Source organism: Paenibacillus sp. JL3B1040, assembly GCF_057063165.1.
In genome coordinates, this window is sequence record NZ_CM169317.1 from 2,998,541 (window position 1) to 3,017,950 (window position 19,410).

The following is a 19,410-nucleotide window of genomic DNA, read 5'->3' on the forward strand; positions in this document are numbered from 1 at the left end:
AAATTCTTATCCGCATTGCTCTTACGGCTCACTTTCTGGATGAACCCAGCTGACTAACGGCTTTATGATTAAGAAACCCCATCACGAAAGTACTGCCCTTCCCCAAGGTGCTGTCCACCATGATATTGCCGTCATGCGCTTCAACGATGGCTTTGGCTAGCGGCAGGCCCAGGCCGACACCTTGCGTATCCTTCGAATAACGGCTGCGGTAGAACCGCTTGAAAATATGGTGGATATCTTCCGGGTGGATCCCGCTTCCGTTATCCTTGACCGCAATTTGCGTCACGGAAGGCAACTCGTTCCACTCAATGACGATATGACCGCCGGCTTCCGTATGATCCAGCGCGTTTTTCACCACATTGCTTACGGCTTCCAGAATCCAGCTCCGATCACAAACCAACGCGGCCTGAGACGGCCCCGATAGGATCATCGTTTTCCGCTCCAGCTTGACGCGCGTTTCAAAATGCAGCCGGAGGTCGTTCATCAGATCGCCGATGTTTTCAGGGTACTTCTCAAGTAGAATCGAACCGGCATCCCATTTGGTCATCTTCAACAGGCTTTGGACCAGCGTTTCGATCCGGTCGATTTCCCGTTCCGACTTGACCGCAAATTCCCGCAGGGTGGCCGGATCCTCGCTGTCGTCCTGCAAAAGCCCGTTGTAAATATTGAGCGCGGCCAGGGGCGTTTTTAGCTGATGGGAAATATCCGAGATCGTGTCCTTCAGGAACTCTTTCGTTTTCTGCTCCTTGGCGGCATGCGCATCCAGCGTCGTAGCCAGCGTGTTCACCGCGTGAAACAACTTATAAAGGCTTCCTTCGCTATCGCAATCGATCCGCGCATGGGGATTGCCCGTTAGAAAAAGAGAGATTTGAGAGATAGCCTCCTCCATCAGGCGATCCTGTCTTTTAAAGTACAAGAAGCAGCTCCCCAGCACACCTGCGGCGACCGAAAGCGAAAGCAAGAAAAAGCCCAGACGCAATCCCCCACCGGACGTCCCGATCCAAAGCTGGGACAACCCCATAAACAACAATAAGATGACTAACAGGGAAATAAACAGCTTTTTAATGTCCGGATTGGTTAATACGCGCATCGTCCCACCTCAATTCGTCACTTTCCACTTATACCCCATGCCTCTGACCGTCAACAGGATTTGCGGATGATTCGGATCCTCCTCGATCTTCATGCGCAGCCTGCGAATATATACCGCCAGCGTATTGTCATCCACATAACTTCCCTGCCCATCCCACAGCTTGTCCAAGATCATATCTTTGGAGAGAACCTGATTCGGATGGCTCATGAGCAAGCAAAGCAGCCTATACTCCGCAGCCGTCAACGGCAGAGCCGTCCCGTCCTTATAAGCTTGTCCCTGCAGCAGCAGCACCTTGATGCCGTTCGACGCCATCTCCGCCTCCGCCGCGCCAAAATCCTTCGCCCTCCGCAGCACCGCATTGATCCTCGACACCAGCACCCCCAGCTTAAACGGTTTGGTTATATAATCATCGCCGCCCATATCCAGGCCCATCACCATATTCACTTCTTCGTCCGACGCCGTCAGAAAAACAATCGGAACCTTCGAAACCTGCCGCACCTTTCGGCAGACCTCAAAACCGGATCCGTCCGGCAAGGACACATCCAAGATCAGCAAATCATATACGCCGTCCGCTTTCCCTTCCGCCAAAAAAACCTCCGCCTCCCTGACCGTCCGCGCTATATCCAATTCGAACCCATGCTTCTTCAACGAATACGAAAGCCCGTCAATCAGGCTTAAATCATCCTCCAGTAGCAAGACCTTGTTCATTCTTTCACTTCCCCTTGTCATTCTTAAATCTATTATGATTCGGGAGGGTGGGAGAATACAAGGTCGCTTTTTTAACAGGGAGGTTGTTAACGTGAACTGAAATGTGGTTTAAACTAATGGGATATAAGCTCCAGTGTGACCAGACACCTAGGCAATCGCGCAAACATTCAGCGCTCGGCTACAGTGGAGTTTCGAAGGCGTTTCCCTATTCTGGGTCGATATCCTGTTGCTGTCAAAGGAATTGTCAATGAGCCACCTGAATGTAACCCCTGAAAATCGAAATCACATATTTTCTTTTAGACGGAAAGCTAATGAATTCGGAACCATATCGAAACTAAAGAGGCTAACCGCCCGCCTGGTTCGCCTTTGCCTCCTGTCTATTTCCGTTCACTTAGTTAATAGCACCTATATCATTTTGAGTTTTTAAAGGTTTAGCTCAATCGACACCATCTCACCGTAACTAAGGTGTTCATAATCAAAGTGCCGCTATCTTGGACGTTCGAATTTTTACTGCAAGAAACCCACGTCTTCTACTAAAGACGCGGGCTTCTCTTCGTATATACTCAAATTGTACGCTGCGTTGTCCCCCTACTTTAACTGCCACAAAGCAGGCACATTAGCCGGCTCCCATCCCGGAAGGGAAGTGTGCGCTTGGATGCAGGTATAAACGCTGCCGTTGTAGGTTACCTGATCGTTTACGCTATAGGAAACCCAAGGCTGCCAAGGTTGAGCTTCGCCCGGGGTGTCTTGCACTGCCGTTTTTCCTTGGACGGATGCGGCTGCGGAAACGTTGCCGGCGGCGTCTTTGGCGGTAACGGTAAACGTATACGTCGTATTCGGAGACAAACCGCTGATGGTCGCCGTGGTGTCGCTGACGTTTAAGCTGCCTACACCGTAGGCGACGGAGTATCCGGTGACGCCCACGTTGTCCGTGGAAGCGTTCCACGCCAAGGTGACGCTATTCGGCGTAGCCGCCGTCACGCGAAGTTGGCTCGGAGCGGTAGGCGGCGTTGTGTCGGGATTCGGGTCGGGTCCTGGTCCCGGGTCTGTCCCAAGGCCGTCCAGATAGGCCCGGTGAGAGCGGGAAAATTCATAGTTGGCTACTTTGTCCCAGTTGATCGACCAGGTCATCAGACCTTTGAAACCGGGATAACCTTGCGGATTACGCAAGGTGTAGCTGCCGCCGAACGATTGGCCTTTCATGAGATAATCGAGCGCCTTGTGCACATTTGCTGGTGTCGTATAACCGCCGCCCGCCGCCGACAATTCCGGCAACAACAAAGATATGGATGATGTCCTTATTTTTGCGTTGAATCTCCTCCAGAGAAACCCCTCCGTATAGGGTAAAGCCTGCCGGTTCCAGACGATGGCGAACAAATAAATAGGTGACCCCATTCATCTTGGCATATTGGGGATCGCCGGCTCCAATCAAGTGCATGAGCTGCTCCGTCTCCTCCTGATTCGTATTGGAGTAGAGCAGTCCCTCCAGAGGCTCCAGCAGCAGCACCTTGCCGTTGCCGTTCGCCGTAAGATCCCGCAGCACTTTGGATACCAGGCTTTCCTCCATCACCACCACCATGGTTCCGTACGGGATCAGCGGGGGTTGTTACCTCATGATCCACTTCTTCTTTAGCCGTTGAATCTCTCCGATGTACAGGATGTGAAAAGAGCGCTATCCGCAGTGAGAGAGCGTTTGGGTAGCTTATTACTCGAATCACAAAAAATGACCCATCCAAAGTGACTTGTACGGGTCATTTAGATCCTTGAGACGAATGGCTTTCCCTTATAACGGACCGTAGAGACGTTATTTTCCTATTTCCCAATCATTTCCCGCTGTAACGGACTCCAGGGACTTTATTGGGCGCAAACGTTGGTCATTTTGAAGCCTTTGGCCCAAATAACGGCTCTGAGGTCCGTAAGAATCGGACATTCCCCGTTTCGGGGCTATTAGGGTCTCTGGAGTCCGTTAGCGCGTGGGCGTTAGCTCGTAGCGGCCAGACGGACGTCTCGCGGCAAACGCCCTGACAGCGGGCAGTCCCGCCCCTCCCCCGACTCACGCTTAAACTCGCTCCGGGGGGCTCTTGAGCTCTCATCTCACGAAAGGAGCTCTCAAGAGCCGATTTTAGGTTGAGCCTTACAAGATTTCTTCGATTTCTCTTAAGGACCCTACGATATAGTCCGGCTTTACTGGATGGTCCCAGGTTCGCTTGTTTCTATTCACCCAGCAAGTAACGATCCCTTCTCTGAAACTTATACCGCCTCGCTCCCGCTTGGAGGAACGAGGCGGCCTTCCGTCCCCTGAGCGTCAGGCAAACACGGACTGGAGAAAACGCAACACGCCGCGGCATGCTTGACGCTGGGCTTCCGATTCGATGCCATAGCCGAACCCGTGCCCGACGCCGGCCAGCGTCAGAAGCTCCGCCCGGGATCCGGCGACCGCCAGCTTCCGCACGAACGCTTGCGCGTCTTCGAGCGGGGTTGTCTTATCCCGATCGCCTTGAACGATCAGCCACGGAATGCTCTTGCCCTTGATCCGATCCATCGGGGATCCCTCCCGATAAAGATCCGGAGCATTGGCTTCGGCCGCGCCCATAAACTTTCGGATAAAGTTCTGATCCTTGTGAAGCGTCGTTACCGGGCAGTATAGCGCCGCGGCATTGGGCCGCGTGTCGCGCATGCGCAGCTCCTCCGTGCGCCCCAGCTCTTCCTCCGGATCGATCAGGGCGAGCATCGCCGCCAGGTAACCGCCGGCGGACGAACCGACAACCGCCAGCTTGCCGCTGTCGAAGCCGTATTCCGCCGCGCGCTCGCGCAAATGCTGCACGGCCAGCCGCGCATCCTCGATCGCGGCGGGATAGATCGCCTGCTGCGACAAGCGATAATTCATCGAGGCGCACAAGTAGCCGTGCTCGGCAAACCATTTTGCCAAATCGGCAAAATGCATTTTATCGCCCTTCTCCCAGCCTCCGCCGTGTATAAACAAAATCGCCGCCCCGTTCCGCTCCTTTGGCTGCCAGATATCCATCAGCCTGCTATCCGGATCATGCGCCGAATAGCTCACGTCATGACGCACGCGCATCATGCTTCCCCCTAACTCTGGTCATTCACGTTTGTGTAGTCGTCATATTCCCATACTTCGATTTCCAACAATCTGGCGGTCGTATCGGTTGAACTTCCTCTGGATTTACGCCTATCCTTGCTGCTTACGGATCAACTTTCGATATTGGCTCGGCGATTGATCGGTCAAATGCTTAAACACGGTCGTGAAATAGTTCGGGTCGTCGTAACCGACCTTTTGGGCGATTTCGAATACTTTCAATTCCGTATTGCTGATTAACATTTTCGCTTTATTCATTCTAATTTTCACCACATAGTTGACAAAGCTTTCTCCCGTTTCCTTCTTGAACATATTGCTAAAATAATTGGGGCTTAAGTGGACATGATCGGCCACCTCTTTCAAATCGCATTCCCCCATATAATGTTCTTCGATATACCGGATCGCTTTGTTCACGATATTCTGGTTATGCTCATTCATCCATTTCAGAAAAGCCCGAAGAAACCAATCTTGCTGCCGGGCGGACCAGTCAAGTACTTCATGCAGCGAATTCATCCGAAAGAGCCGGTCGAGCTCCTTTCCGATGTTTACCGTCCGGTCTCCCAACGAAAAATCCTGATTCACCATTTCATGTAAAGCCACAGCCAAAGCCGATGCTTCGAGTTTAGCTTCCTCGATCGGCATTGTCTTCATCGATGCCGTGTAGCCTTCCAGTTGCTCTTTGATTTGATCGGCTTGGCCCAGCATGATTTTCGACATCATCTCGTTCCGGAAGTTTCGGATTCGGGTTCTGCCGATCGCTTGCTTCATTTTCCGATAGGCCTTATCTAACACGCGCAGAAGTTCTTCCTCCGGGCACGGCTTTAGCAAGAAGTCCAGGACCCCGTAACGAAGAGCGGTTTGCGCATATTCAAAATCTTTATACCCCGTCAAAAGAACGACGCCAACCTCTTCCTGCGCATCGTGGACCGTGCGGGCCAATTCGATTCCGTCCATCAGGGGCATGCGAATGTCGGAAATGATCAGATGCGGCTTACATTGATGCAGTTGGTCTAACGCCTCTCGGCCGTTTCTGGCTTCGCCGGCAACCTCCCAGTCCGCCGCATTCCTGGCAATGAATTTGGTCAGTCCTTGCCGGATCGTCGCTTCATCGTCCACAATCAGGACACGGCAACGGCTCATACGACGTCCTCCTTCGCTTCTTGATGTTCTTGCTGTTGGAACGGCAGGCACAGCTTCATCACCGTCCCCGCTCCGAGCTTGCTCCCAATCTCCAGACCGTACTCCTGTCCGTAAATCAAATCAATCCGCCTAATCACGCTATTTATGCCGATACGATCGCTGCCGCTTCGATCCAACACGCGCGCTTTGCCCACGTCGGTCAAACGCAGCACGTTCTCCTCGCTGATGCCGCAGCCGTTATCGGCAATTTCGATGATTAGCTTGTCGGCGTTGCGATAAGCTCGAATCTCGATCTTTAAATCGGACTGTTTTTCGCGAAAAGCGTGAATAAAAATATTTTCCACGAGCGGCTGCATAATCAAACGAATCACCAGGCAATCCCGCACTTCATCGTCAATGGAGATGTTCGTAATCAATTCATCCCGGAAGCGGATGCGCTGGATATATAAATAATTTTCGATCTGATGAATCTCATCGTTCAGCGTAGTTTTCTCATGCACCGATTCCAAGGCATACCGCAGCAATTGCGACAATGAAACCACAAGCTTCGCCGTTTCAAAATCGTCCTTCAAATACACGGACCAATAAATCGTGTCGAGCGTATTGTACAGAAAATGCGGATTGATTTGCGCCTGCAGGGCTTTTAGTTCCGCTTCCCGTTCATTAATCTTTCTTTCATATACCTCTTTGATAAGCGAGTCGATATTCGCGGCCATCGAATTAAAACTTTGCCCAAGAAAACCGAGTTCGTCCCTGGAGTGAATCTCAAGGCGCGTATCGAATCGCCCTTCCCTCAATCTCCGCATCCCTTGGACCAGCATTTTCAAAGGACGAAGCAGCCTTTGCCCTGTCAGCATCACAAGGATCCAGGCGGCAATAATCGATAAAATGGCGGAATACAGAGCGATTTTGAAAATATTTTGGGTTTGGCTGCGGATGTCCTGCAACGATACGCGGCTGATCAAAGAGAACGAGGTAGCGTCCGAATGACTTCTGCTAAACAAATAAGGCGTTTGATCCACCGTCCGGATCTCCGTAGCCTCCATCGTCGACAACGTGGGCGGCTTCAGGCCGGCGGCTTCCGAATCATCGGTGTATAGCAGTCGGTCCCTTGCGTCGAACAAATACACTTTTCCCGCTTCCCCGCGGGTTAACTCATCCAGAGAAGAGGAGAACAACGTTTGATCAAAGAGCATAATGAGCAGACCGTAAGTTTCCAGGTGCGACGTCTTCATCAGCCTGGCCGCCATCAAACAGTCGCGGTATCCGCCGGGTTCAATGGAACTGGACAGCCGGATGGGCGCCCATACGATGCCCCCCTCCGTTCCTTCGACGATCTTGGCCATATTGACGTACTCCCGCTCAACGATGGGATCAATGGATTGATTGCTATTGTCATAAACGAGCCGGCCGTTCAGATCGTACAGATAAAGGGCGGTCAACTTAGGGGCGTCCAGCCTCATCGTATCAAGCAGCTCTTTCAACTGTTCCCGGTCATAATAATGCTCGAATACGGAACTATCGTTTTGCCGGTTGGACCGCTGGAGAATCTCGACCACATAAGGGTGAAAAACCATGGAATTGGATGTCCGGTAGATTTGCTGGATCTGCAGCTCCATTCTTGCCATCGCCTGCTCGTTCGCTTTATGAACCTGCTTGCTAAGCTCCGCTTCGAACAGTTGCAAATGGAGCCGATAGGAAATGTATCCGCCCAGGCTAAAAATCAAGAGAAGGATGGCCGCCAAGCTGGCGATCAGTTTGGTGTTAAAACTGAAGCGATAATTCAATGACCCGAACCTTCCCCGCATGCCATCCCCCCGCTGCATCATATTTTGAAGTTCAAGATTTTTGTCTGCTCATCCAGGCGCAAACGGATGATCCCGCTTCCGTACTCCCCTTCCGCGAAACGATTCCGGACGAGCGGAAAATCGCTTTGAGGCACGGGAGGATCGCCGATCAAGCAGGCGCCTTCCCAACCGAGCCGGACTTTTCCGATCGACGGAGAATGGTAGAACAGCTCCTCATGCCGGCAAATCAATTCCGCCTCCGAAATCGCGGTGATGAAACCGGAGAACGAACCGAACCGCTCCCGGTTTCCCGCCTCAATGATCCAGATATTGCGCTTGTCGAGACATAACAACTCTCTATTCTTGTCTTTTCCGGAGGCCGTTTTCACGTAAGGCTTCATGGAGTACACGGCCACATATGCATTATATTTGCGTCCGAAAATCCATTTTCCTGCTTCCATGACCTCGTCAAATTGATCCATCGGAAAATAACAGTGCGTAAACCCGGCGGTCTCCTCGATTTTGTAAATGTAAGCGAGCATGTTTTGGTGCGCGATCGTTTTCGGCATTCGATATTGACCGCCCCAATAAGAAGGACGGGTTGTCTCGGACTTGTTGTCGAAGCAGGTGACGAAAATGGGAATATTCCCGTCAAGCAAGACTTGACCCGCCTGCACCTGATGTCCCGCTCTTCCCGTCATGGATTCGATGAGCCCGGAAACCATATAATCCTTCGTCCGGTAAGTCGCGCAATTTACCCCGCCAAGCCCATCGTGCGGAAACAATCCCATCCGGGTAAGGGTGTCCATTTCTTGTTCGGGGCGGGCCAACCGGACCACGGCGGGAGGAGGGGCGTAAGAACTGTCCATCAAAGCCACGGCCCCGATCGACAGCTTGTCGCCTCTTAACCGTTCGGGCACTCCGAACAGCAGCCAATTGATGTGGCTCATCGATTCCAATTCCGGATAAATCACCGCGTCTTCATAGCATCTTCCGTGCGTCGTCCCCATGACCCCTTTATAGCTGTGCGTCGCAATCAGGAAAACGATGAAATCGATCAATTGTTTGGCCAATAGACGAATATAGCTGTTTTCCTCCGCAAAATCCACCAGCCCCAGCAGCGCCAGCAAATCCTCTTCATAATACGTATTGGAATGCCACTCCATGAAGCCGTAAGTCCCCTTCTCCTTCACCCAACGCTCGGCCATCGCCTTCCCTTTCTGGATATGAAAAAGTCCGTTCTGGCCGCTGTTCGGAAATATCTCGTCCGGGAACAGCAGGCCGGCCAGGTATTCCGCGCTGTGAAACAAAATCTCGTGATTCTCCGATCTTGTAAACATCATGGAAGGGCCGGGCTCATCCTCCCAATATTTAAAGCGAAGAATGCATTGCTTCATCGCTTCCTTTAACCGCTCCGGAAGCAACTCGCTCTCCCGGTACCGGTAATACATTCGAAGCAAACCGTGCAACGCAAAATCCGCGCAATCGTATCTGGCATTGATGTACCGGATCGTCCGCTCGATTGCGGGAAGATCCAAAGCGCCGTCCCCGCGATCCGGCAACCGGACGAATGCCGCGTAGACGCTTTCCCGGTCGCTGAGGCTCGCAAGCGGCAGATCCGCGTACCGCTTCCGCAAAAAACGCTTGCGCTGCTCGTCGTCCGCCGCAGGAAGACCTTCCATCATTGTGATCCGGCGAAACGGAAGCCGTACGCCTTCAATGACCCCGTCGTCCTCGCAGACAAAATCGATGCACAGCACATACTCGCCCGGTTCACTCCATTCGCCCTGACCGCACAACCGGATCGCTTGCGCATTCTTGTCGATATTGGGCGCACCTTCCCATAACGGCGGATCCCCATCCTGCTCCCCTTGCCGCGTAAAAATGGAAACCTTCCACCCCTCCCTGCTCGCTAAAGGCTCTTGCAGGTTGAGGGTTAACGGTATTTCTCCCGGGAGCAGGTGACATTCCAGATAGAACTTCCCGAGATCGTTCTCCACCCGTTCGCGGGCATCGTTTTGAAGCAAGAGCGGAAGGCCGATTTGAAACTCGATGTCCTCCTCCAGGCGGAGCGCAAAAGAGTTCAGGCAATGTAGATGTACATTATACAGCATCACTTGGCAAAGATTGGCCCCTTGCTCAAGCTCGGCCTCGAAGGAGTAGGCGCCTTCCACCCTCCCGAGGCGGCGGATTTGAAATACTTCCTTGCCGTTTATCCAAACGGATAAGCCGCCCGCCGCCCAAAGGCGAAAGCGGTAAACGCCGCTTCGCTTCATTTGAATCTCGTTGCAGGCAAATGTCACCAGACAGCGGGCATGCACGCCGAATCGCGCCCAAGTCAATTTCTTTTCGGCAGGATCGGACCGTTTGTAGGCCCAGCGTTTGCTTTGTCCGAACAGTTCCAGCGTTTCCCCCTCTGTCGGGAGACGGAGGGCCCGCCTGTGTTCCGCCTCCGCGATCAGGGGCAAATACGGCTCCACCGGAACCGAATAGTTCGTTCGATATAACCCGGACACATCGCTTTCGTAAGGTCCGGCGTAAATCCATTTCATTATCGGCTGCTGGCCGCTCTGTTTGATTGCGATCACCCGATCCCCTCCACCTTGGAAGCCTCTATTTTATTCCTTGCTGCTGTCTAATAATGTCGTACAGATCTTCGGCCAGGAACGCGGTATCTTTGTTCTCCGCATACCATTGCTTCATCCAGGCCTCCGCTTCCGGGCCCTTACCTTTCGCCCATACGTTTTGGGCGTCCTGGATCATTTGCTCCACCGTATACTGAGGCCCGCTGACAATCGCCTTCACATACAGGTCGCCTATATTTTTGTAAGTCTGGCCCATCGTTATTTGCAGCTCTTTCGGCATTTGCGGCATATGTTCGGAAAGGGTGATCTCCGGGAAAGGACGGTCCAGATCGAAATAAGCCTCCTTGGCCAGCTTGAACAAAGCCAGACCTTCCTTCTCGTATGGGTCGTTCACGTTGAATTGGGATTCGAAAGCGCATTTCCCTTCGGTGGCGAACGTAGATGACGTCAGCATCCGGGCGTCTCCCATGTAACCGACCTGCTGCTTTTGCTCGCCTTCCAGAAGGACCGGACATCCTTGTTCGTTCCATTCGTAATGCTCCCCTTCGATGCCGTAGCCCATCGCCGTTCCCGTTGACGGTGTAGCCAAAAAGTCGGCAAATTCCATCACCGCCTCCGGATGTTTAGCCAGCCGATTGATGGCCGCCGTCATTTGCACCGGATTCTCGAACGTCGGATTGAATGCTCCCGCAGGGCTCTCCGGCAACGGAATCGGAATCAGCTCCGCTTCCGGGTCGTTTTCCTTCAGCGTCTTATATTCGTTCACCGCGAAAGTTCTCCAACTGATCTGCGCAGGGTAGATGCCGATTTTGCCGCTGACAAAATCCTGCTTGGCCTTCTCGCCGTTCGTGTCCGACAGAAAATCCCGATCGATAATCCCTTCGTCATATAAGCGTTTCATAAATTTGGCGGCCTCCGCCGTACTGTCCCAGGCATATTCGATCTGTCCGTCGCGGACGACGAAGCCCATATTTTGAAACATCTGGTCGATCGTTCGTCCGGCGCTGCCGCTTACCGCCATCCCGTAAATTCCGTTTCCTTGGGCCGCGAAAGCTTTAGCTACCTCAATCAATTGTTCCGTCGTTTCGGGCACCTTCAAATTCAATTTATCCAGCCAGTCTTTGCGGATGAGGATGGCGCGATTGGGGATCGACTCATTCAATCTGCCCAAATAGTAGAGCTTGCCGTCGCTCATCGTCCCCGCTTTCCTCAGTTCCGGGTATTTCTCCAGCATTTCTTTATAAACCGTGCTGTGTTGCTCGATCAGGTCGTCCAGCGGAAGCAGTTGTTTTTGTTCATACCACGTATTCCGGATCCAGGGACTATATTCGAATAACAGATCGGGCGCGCTGCCAGAAGCGAAGAGCGTATTATATTTCTGCTCGGAATCAAAACGCGGGATCGCTACGAACGAAACGTCGTGCGGACCGTTCTGCACCAGCCAATCCGTCCACCTGTTCTTTTCGATCGTTCCTTCCGCCGCCGGTACGCTGCCGCGATCATAGATCGCACTGGTGATTTTGACGCGTTGCTTCGTTTCGGTGTGCCCGGCATTCCCCTTCGTCTTCGTCGCGGCCTCCCCGCTCCCTCCCCCATTCGTAGAGCAACCCGACAGTATTGCAACGAACGCCAAACAACAAATCATAACGGCAACAAATCCATTTTTTTTCATATTCCGTTAGTCCCCTCTCTTGAAATTGAAGATGGAAGTTTTCGCTAACCTTTGATGGATCCGATCATCACCCCTTTAACAAAATATTTCTGCAGAAAAGGATAAACGATCAGCATCGGGATGATCATCAGCATAACCCCTGCCGATTTGATCGAATCCGGCGTGATTTTCCCCAAGTCTTCCGATTGCGAATAGAACGTTTCCGTCAAAACCGATTGACTTCTTACCATCTGCTGAACAAGCACGGACATATTGTATTTGCTCGTATCGTTAATATAGATCAGCACATTCATAAACGCGTTCCAAAACCCGACGCCGTAGAACAAGGTCAACGTAGCCAGCATCGGCATGGATAACGGCAAGATCACCTGCGCCAGCAATCGGATCTCGCCGCACCCGTCCATTCGGGCCGCCTCGTCGATTTCATCCGGCAAATTTTCAAAGAAGCTTTTCATGACGAGCATGTTGTAGGTGCTGATCAAACCGGGAAGCCAGATCGCATAATACGAATCGACCAATCCCAAGCTCTTCACCACCAAATACATCGGGATGAGGCCGGCCCCGAACAGCATCGTAAATACCATCAGCAACGTCAACATTTTGCGGGCGTAAAAATATTTGCGCGATAACGGATAGGCGGCCAGGATTGTCATCAGCATGCTTAGTCCCACACCGACAAACGTGATGACGAGACTGTTTTTGAAGGCGTTTACAATATTAGTTTCATAAACCAGCTTTCGATAAGCTTCGAACGACCATCCTTTCGGCCAGATCGTCACGCTTCCCGACAGAATGGCTTGCGTGTCGCTTAACGATAGCGCGGCCACATGCAACAACGGGAATAAACAAGTGGCGGCCAGTAAAGACATGAAGACGGCATTCAGCGAATAAAAGACGCGATCTCCAAGGGATGCTTTCATTCAAATCCTCCTTTCACGGAATCTAAAACAATCCCTGGTCAAATTTACGGGCAATCCGGTTGGCCGTCAATACCAGGATCAGTCCGACAACCGACTCAAACAGGCCCATTGCCGCACTCAGGCTGAATTGCGCTCCTTGAACCCCGACGCGGTATATGTAGGTGCTGATCACCTCGGATACCTCGGACACGACTCCGTTCTGCAGCATAAAGACCTGATCAAACCCGACCTCCATAATGCTGCCGGTTGACAGAATGAACAAGATAATAATAATGGAGCGAATCCCCGGCAGCGTGATATGCCAGATTTGCCGCAGCTTGTTCGCGCCGTCCAGGCTTGCGGATTCATACAAGCTGGGATCGATGGAAGTAATGGCCGCCAAATAAATGATGGCGTTAAACCCCATATCCTTCCACACCCCGGAACCGATAAACACGGCAATCCAGGAAATCGGCTTATAAAGAAACGGGTACGGGGCGCCGCTCCATTGTTCGATCCAGTGGTTAATGATGCCCGACTCCATGGAAAACACCGTCAAGACCATCCCGCCGATAATCACCCAGCTAAAAAAATGGGGCAGATAGATGATAGTCTGGATCGTCCGCTTGAACGCGGTTCTTCTGATTTCATTCAACAGAATCGCAATCATGATGGGGACCGGAAAACCGACGATCAATTTCAGGACGCTCAGCATCAAGGTGTTCCGAATAATATTCAGGGTTTGCGGCTGGGTAAACAGCATTTCAAAATTATGAAATCCTACCCAGGGACTTCCGAGCACGCCGTCCACAAAGTTATAATCTTTGAAGGCAATGAGGTTTCCGCCAATCGGCAAATACCTGAAAATGATATAGAAAGCCGCCACCGGCACGAACATCAGCAATAAAGGAAGATTTTGCTTAAATCTTCTCTTCCGGTGCAAGCGGAGCGATTCATTTTTTTCGCTCGTAAGCATAGTTCCCCTCCTTTCCGATTTTCTCTAGTTGCCCTCTTTGTGCAGCCTGGCAACTTCGGCCCCGGCCAATAACACAACGCCGATGCCATGCGTATCGTTGGTTCTCCAAGGCAAATCATGCTTGTAATAATCCGCCGAAAAAGAGTACCGGGAACCTTGACACACCCCGTACACATTGCCGTATTGATCGATGCTTTTTTCGGTCAGCGCCAGCCACCCCGATTCCACGGCATGCGCATACTTCGCCGGATCGGCAAACAACCCCAGTCGAATCCCTCTTGCAAGCGCATACACAAACATCGCCGTACAAGACGTTTCTTCATAGGAATCCGCATCCGTCAGCACCTGATGCCACATCCCGCTCTCCCCTTGAACCTGCAGGACGCCCAAGCTCATTTCCAGAAAAAAGGCAGCGACCGCATCGTAAGACGGATGCTTCTTGGGGAGCTTCGTCAGCAGTTCCGCCAACGAGAACATCGTCCAGCCGTTTCCCCGGCCCCAGGGCACCCGGGTCGGAGTATTGTACTTAAAATCGTAGACATGACTCATGAGCCGGACTTCCGGCATAAACAAATACGCCCGATACAGCAGGCACTGTCTTGCCGCTTCATCCAAACCAGCGGCGTTTCCGCGAAATCCGGCATAGCGGACAAGAAACGGCACGCACATATAGAGGTCGTCGGCCCATAAAGTATTTTCCATAAAATAGCCCTTTTGCTCCCGAAAAAAAGCACCGTCGCTTTTGCGCTCCTGTTCGTTCAGGATGTAATGCGCGATCCGGTCCGCCACCAGAGCGCCATCCGCGTCCCCGGAAGCGATGCCCGCCTCCAGCACGGCGGAGCCGCAGGAGCCGCAGTCGTCCAGCATATTCATTTCGATCAACTGCCGGTTCACGGACGGGTATCCGTATTCTTTTCCGCTCCAAAGGGCATAGGGATAAGCGCTTACACAAATTTGAAGATGCTTGCCGGCATATTCGGTGATATCCGGACGGGCGAGGATTCTACCGGTTTGCAGTAAGCCGTATAAGGTAACACCCACCGGATAGTTCCATTGACCGTACGCCGGATTTTCAAGGTAAGGCCTGATCCACCGGTTCGTCGCCCCCGCCCTCCAATACCGGGCTTCCCCGCCATCTTCATATATTGTCATGATGGAGGGCTGCTCTTGCGCGATAGGAGCCGGAGGCTGCCGGAAACCGCCGATGCACAACCAGTCGCCGTCATAACCATGAACCGGATGAGGGCAATGCCAATCCAGCGGTTTTCCTTCGCATGAAGCTTGCAATTCAAAGTCCCCCGTGGCAATAACGACAACGGAATGCGTCCCCTGCGCAAGTTCCTCTTCCCTTTGCCAGGGTCCGGATCTTCCGGCGAATAAACATCGCCCATCGACAAAAAGCTGCGTCTCACCGAAAGAATGGCCTGAAAATCGAACGATCCGTCTACCCGCCAACGGCAGGCGAAGCGTGCTCCATGAAAGGATATAATCCCCCTCTTCGTTGTAAGAAATCGTTTTGGGATACCACTGCAGCCTACTTGCCGCTTCCGAACTCGATGCAAAATGCCCTTTCTCCGGGATCGCATCCGCTTGCGTCGCTTCGGAATAAACCCAACCCGCCTGCCCTTGCCGCTCCCGAAACGGTGACAATACGTCCAGCGGCGACCACTTGCTTCTTGACGCTCCGATCAGACAGCCAAACCCGGAAGGCGAGCAACCTAGGCGCAGCAGCAATTCGTTCCACCCTGGCTTCAAATCGATCGTTACCGTCTTGGATATCGATCGATTGACTTCCTCCGCTATACCGGATTTGTACACCATATCATCGTTTAACCAAAACAACGTCGGTCCGTAACAATGGAGGCTTAGTTCCACGGGCCGCTGGACGTCGCTCCATACCAGCCCGCAAACATAGGCATATCGCCCATATTCCGTCTCCGGAAGCCGGTCCGCCAGGTTGATGTCGTATTTCCCATCCGCCGACTGCCGAAATCCCATTCGGTTAAAGACCCGAAAAACGGGAGGCAACGCAGGATTATCGCTCATATACCGGCCCGCGACCAACGACAAGATCCCTTCAAAATCCCGGCTGCCCAACCGCGCCGCCGCACTCCTTCGTTTCGAAAAAAACTCCGTCATCCCTTCATCCCTTCCATTGCTGCCTGCTTTCTTGTTTATTGTACCTGGTTCATCCTGCGCCAACCTCGAATCTGCACAGGGAAATCTTGAATTTCTACAGATGCAAAACGCCCCGGCCCCAGATAGCTCTGATCTAGGACCGGGTCGTTTGTGTTCGATTGGATCATCTGGCGATACTCGCTCCGAACCGGGCGGAACTGGCCGGACATCTCGAGCGAATGCTGCGCCATGAGGTTTCCCCGCAAATGATTGCGGATCATGGCGTAAACGAATCGCTGTATCTTCAGGACCCCGACGGCATTCTGATTGAAATTACCCGCGATTTCACGCCGGAGGAACTGGCCGGACACTCTCCGCTCGGCTCCCGGGAGCTGGCGCATCAACTGCTGGAGCTAGGCCGGAAATTAGGCGGCCCTGCCCCTCCCGGAGTTGGCGCGGACACCCAAATCGGCCACATCCTGCTCCGAGTGACCGGCCTTCGCGAGGCGGAGCAATTTTATACGCGGGAGATCGGCTTTGATGTATCGCTGCGTTTGCCTGGGGCGGTGTTCGTGTCCGCCGGACGGTACCACCATCATGTCGGATTTCATGTCTGGGAAACTGACGGCGGCTTACGGGCGGACGTTTCCGCCATTGGGCTCCGCCACTTTACGATCCTGGTCCCGGATTCCGCTGCCCCAAACGAAGCCTATGTATTGCGCGATCCGGCCGGGAACGGTTTGGCCGTAACTTCACCGGGCAACGTAACCCCGGAACGGCTCATCGAAATCGATCAAACCTTAATGAACTTGAAAGGAAGAAACACGAAATGACCCAACCTCAACCTTTGCAAATTATCGCCTTGTCGGGCAGCCTGCGCAGCCAATCTTTCAATACGGCGCTGCTGCGGGCCACACCGGGACTGGGCGGAACCGCCCGTGCCCAGACGAATTTGCGGGTGCTGCTGTTCGGATTAAACATGATCCCGTCAATCGCCCCGAGTTTCAACTCTCGCAAGCTCATTTGAAATTCGATGAATCCGGACAGCTTCAAGATCAGACCGGGCGGCAAATTCTTGAACAGCTCATGCACCAGTTTGTTGCTAAAGTGAAGCGATATCAACGGGAGAACGGCGAACGGTAACGACAAGCGTGGGGAACAGGACTTATTGGAAAACAGAAAAACAGCGGCAGATTAGAACATCCTTTCGGCGTTCCTGGTTGCCGCTGTTTTTCATCATGCTCCCATGATGTCCCCATTATTTCCGCTCACCCCAAAATAGACCGCTCACCCGTTTGGCAAAGTCTTCGATTCCGAAGGTTGCCGTATCGATCCGGTTATACCAGTTGGTTATCGTCTCCAATATCCACAATGGAACCTTTGTCCCGCTAATGAGCGGATAAACGTGCTGGTACGCCCAGGCCAAGTGCTCCCACCTGTTGTCGTTGCCCTCTTTGACATATTCCGAAACATCGAGGACTTTCCCCCTGCCCTCTTGCAGGAGCACGTTCTTAAGATGAATGTCCCTTGGGTTCAGGCCCTGACTTCGGACAAACCGACGGGCTTCCTCCACGTCCTGGATAACTTGCTCGGGAACCGGCACTCCGTACAGAAGACAATCATACAACGTCATCCCTTGCTCTAAACTTAATACCAAATAGTTCGAACCCACACCATAACACTTGGCAAAATAAGGCGACCCTTTTAACCGATCATAGATGTTTGCCTCAACCTCCTTCTTATCTATCGCCTGTGGGGTATACACTTTATAGGCGTAATCAGGGGTGGCCGGGTCATAAAATACGGCGGCATCCGTACCGATGCCGATGCAGCGCAGATGTTCCGGAAACCGAACGACCGAAACCGGCTTATTGTTTTCTTGGCCTTCCAGCTCGACAAGCCTTAAAGCTTCCTCCGCTCGTTTCCAATCCGAAATCATGCTCATCCCCTCCTCTAGCCCCGCCAAGAGCCTTCATTCCCAAAGTCTTATTCCGTTATCTTACCTTCATATATACCCAAAATCAAAAAAATCACCGTACAGCAAAAAAGGACGCGATTCGGTCGCGTCCCTCTCATTCTTGCCGGGACAAACGTACGTCCCTATTTAATCGTGTGCCGTAGGCTTACAGCGCCCGGCTCATCTCCACGCACATCAGAATAAAGGCTCCAACGCCGTGCAAATCGTTCTCGCTGGTAGGGCGGGCAACATAGTGGGCGTAATCGCCGATGCCCGTCCCGATACAAATATGCCCGAGGATCATCTTGCCGTTCTCATCGAATTTTAGCGTATCAATCACGCCCCGGTAGCCCTTCCGAGCAACCTCCAGATACTTGGCGTCAAGGTATCCGAGGCGCACGGCTTTGGCGATAGACAAGACGTACATCGCCGAGCAGGAGACCTCCACCCAATTATCCGCCCGGTCGCCTTTGTCGACAACCTGGTACCACAAGCCGGTTGTTGCATCCTGATATCTGGACAGGGAGATAAGCAAATCCTGAAGGATGTCGATCAGCTTGGCCTTGTCCTTGTGGTCTTCCGGAAGGAATTCGAACATTTCAAGCAGTGCGATAGGGTACCACCCCATCGCGCGGCCCCAGAACTCCGGCGCCAAGCCGGTAACCGGATCCGCCCATTCCGCTTCCTTCGTCTCGTCCCAGCCATGGTACAACAAGCCGGTCTTAGGATCCCTAGTGCGCTCCGCCATCAGAATGGCCTGATAGGTCATCGTATCGAAATATTCGCTTGCATCGAAAGTCTTGGCGTATTGAACGGCAATCGGCCCGGCCATATACAATCCGTCCAGCCACATTTGATTCGGAAGATGATCCTTATGCCAGAACCCGCCCGAGGGGTTGGTCGGCCAGGATTTCAACAAGGGGACCAGTTGATCCAATGCCTTTTTATAACGTTCGTCTCCCGTTTGTTCATACAAGTTAAACAACAGCACGCCCGGCTGAATATCGTCCAACTCTCCGGTATGGCACTTCTTGATACTGCCATCTTCAAGAACATGGCTGTCCACCCAACGCTTGATATAATCGAAATATTGGGGCTTCCCGGTCTCCCGCCAGCATTGCTCCATGCCGGACAGAAAAACCCCCTGATGATAATGGAACCAGTCCGGCGGAAGCTGTTCCGGCTCGTATTTGGCCATCAACGCTTCGCAGGCTTTCTCTGCCCATTGAAGGGGTGTCAGCGCTTCTTGCCGCCCCTTCTCGAAATCGGTTTGTGCTGAATTCAATCCGCTCATTCCTCCTCGTTATGTTCTCAAGCCACATACTAGCACAGGAATATGTACATTTTTTGCGACAAAGCGTGGATTCTTCTTATATCTTGC

The 19,410-nt window shown here is 52.6% G+C and carries 16 protein-coding genes; 2 read left to right on the top strand and 14 right to left on the bottom strand.

Annotation, left to right across the window (positions count from 1 at the left end; genetic code table 11):
• Positions 1-28: 28 nt before the first annotated feature.
• From ACZF99_RS13510 to ACZF99_RS13565, 12 genes are all read right to left on the bottom strand, one after another.
• Entirely contained in the window at positions 29-1,090 is a 1,062-nt protein-coding gene (locus ACZF99_RS13510; protein ID WP_483605581.1) for a sensor histidine kinase, read from the bottom strand.
• A 9-nt stretch (positions 1,091-1,099) separates the two neighbouring features.
• Entirely contained in the window at positions 1,100-1,798 is a 699-nt protein-coding gene (locus tag ACZF99_RS13515) for a response regulator transcription factor (protein ID WP_483605582.1), read from the bottom strand.
• Between the two features lie 588 nt (positions 1,799-2,386).
• Positions 2,387-3,001: a carbohydrate-binding protein gene (locus tag ACZF99_RS13520; RefSeq protein WP_483605583.1), complete on the bottom strand. Its 615-nt coding sequence runs from the start codon at positions 2,999-3,001 to the stop codon at positions 2,387-2,389.
• A complete protein-coding gene (locus tag ACZF99_RS13525) occupies positions 2,961-3,377 on the bottom strand; it encodes a hypothetical protein (RefSeq protein WP_483605584.1) in 417 nt (138 codons plus the stop codon). Before ACZF99_RS13525 ends, ACZF99_RS13520 begins: the two co-directional genes overlap by 41 nt.
• Positions 3,378-4,103: 726 nt before the next feature.
• Positions 4,104-4,877, bottom strand: coding sequence for an alpha/beta hydrolase (locus ACZF99_RS13530; protein ID WP_483605586.1), 774 nt, complete (start codon positions 4,875-4,877; stop codon positions 4,104-4,106).
• Positions 4,878-4,988: 111 nt separating this feature from the next.
• Entirely contained in the window at positions 4,989-6,035 is a 1,047-nt protein-coding gene (locus tag ACZF99_RS13535; RefSeq protein WP_483605587.1) for a response regulator transcription factor, read from the bottom strand.
• Entirely contained in the window at positions 6,032-7,822 is a 1,791-nt protein-coding gene (locus ACZF99_RS13540) for a sensor histidine kinase (protein ID WP_483605589.1), read from the bottom strand. The genes ACZF99_RS13535 and ACZF99_RS13540 overlap by 4 nt, the downstream gene beginning before the upstream one ends.
• Positions 7,823-7,860: 38 nt before the next feature.
• Entirely contained in the window at positions 7,861-10,410 is a 2,550-nt protein-coding gene (locus ACZF99_RS13545) for a hypothetical protein (RefSeq protein WP_483605590.1), read from the bottom strand.
• 25 nt (positions 10,411-10,435) lie between these two features.
• Complete coding sequence (locus tag ACZF99_RS13550) at positions 10,436-12,040, bottom strand: extracellular solute-binding protein (RefSeq protein ID WP_483605592.1); 1,605 nt, start codon at positions 12,038-12,040, stop codon at positions 10,436-10,438.
• Between the two features lie 83 nt (positions 12,041-12,123).
• A complete protein-coding gene (locus ACZF99_RS13555) occupies positions 12,124-12,999 on the bottom strand; it encodes a carbohydrate ABC transporter permease (protein ID WP_483605593.1) in 876 nt (291 codons plus the stop codon).
• Between the two features lie 22 nt (positions 13,000-13,021).
• A complete protein-coding gene (locus ACZF99_RS13560) occupies positions 13,022-13,954 on the bottom strand; it encodes an ABC transporter permease (RefSeq protein WP_483605594.1) in 933 nt (310 codons plus the stop codon).
• Positions 13,955-13,978: 24 nt separating this feature from the next.
• Positions 13,979-16,093 (bottom strand): glycoside hydrolase family 88/105 protein, encoded by a 2,115-nt coding sequence (locus ACZF99_RS13565; RefSeq protein WP_483605595.1) that lies wholly within the window; start codon positions 16,091-16,093, stop codon positions 13,979-13,981.
• 158 nt (positions 16,094-16,251) lie between these two features.
• Here ACZF99_RS13565 and ACZF99_RS13570 point away from each other — a divergent pair, with 158 nt between their 5' ends.
• A complete protein-coding gene (locus tag ACZF99_RS13570) occupies positions 16,252-16,905 on the top strand; it encodes a VOC family protein (protein ID WP_483605596.1) in 654 nt (217 codons plus the stop codon).
• Positions 16,902-17,099, top strand: coding sequence for a hypothetical protein (locus ACZF99_RS13575; protein ID WP_483605597.1), 198 nt, complete (start codon positions 16,902-16,904; stop codon positions 17,097-17,099). The genes ACZF99_RS13570 and ACZF99_RS13575 overlap by 4 nt, the downstream gene beginning before the upstream one ends.
• Positions 17,100-17,330: 231 nt before the next feature.
• Here the strand turns inward: ACZF99_RS13575 and ACZF99_RS13580 are convergent, their stop codons facing one another.
• Positions 17,331-18,011, bottom strand: a complete 681-nt coding sequence (locus ACZF99_RS13580; protein ID WP_483605598.1) for a serine/threonine protein kinase — start codon at positions 18,009-18,011, stop codon at positions 17,331-17,333.
• A gap of 184 nt (positions 18,012-18,195) precedes the next feature.
• The gene (locus ACZF99_RS13585) at positions 18,196-19,227 is read right to left on the bottom strand and encodes a glycoside hydrolase family 88/105 protein (protein WP_483612709.1); all 1,032 of its coding nucleotides are present in this window, start codon (positions 19,225-19,227) and stop codon (positions 18,196-18,198) included.
• Positions 19,228-19,410: the final 183 nt, after the last annotated feature.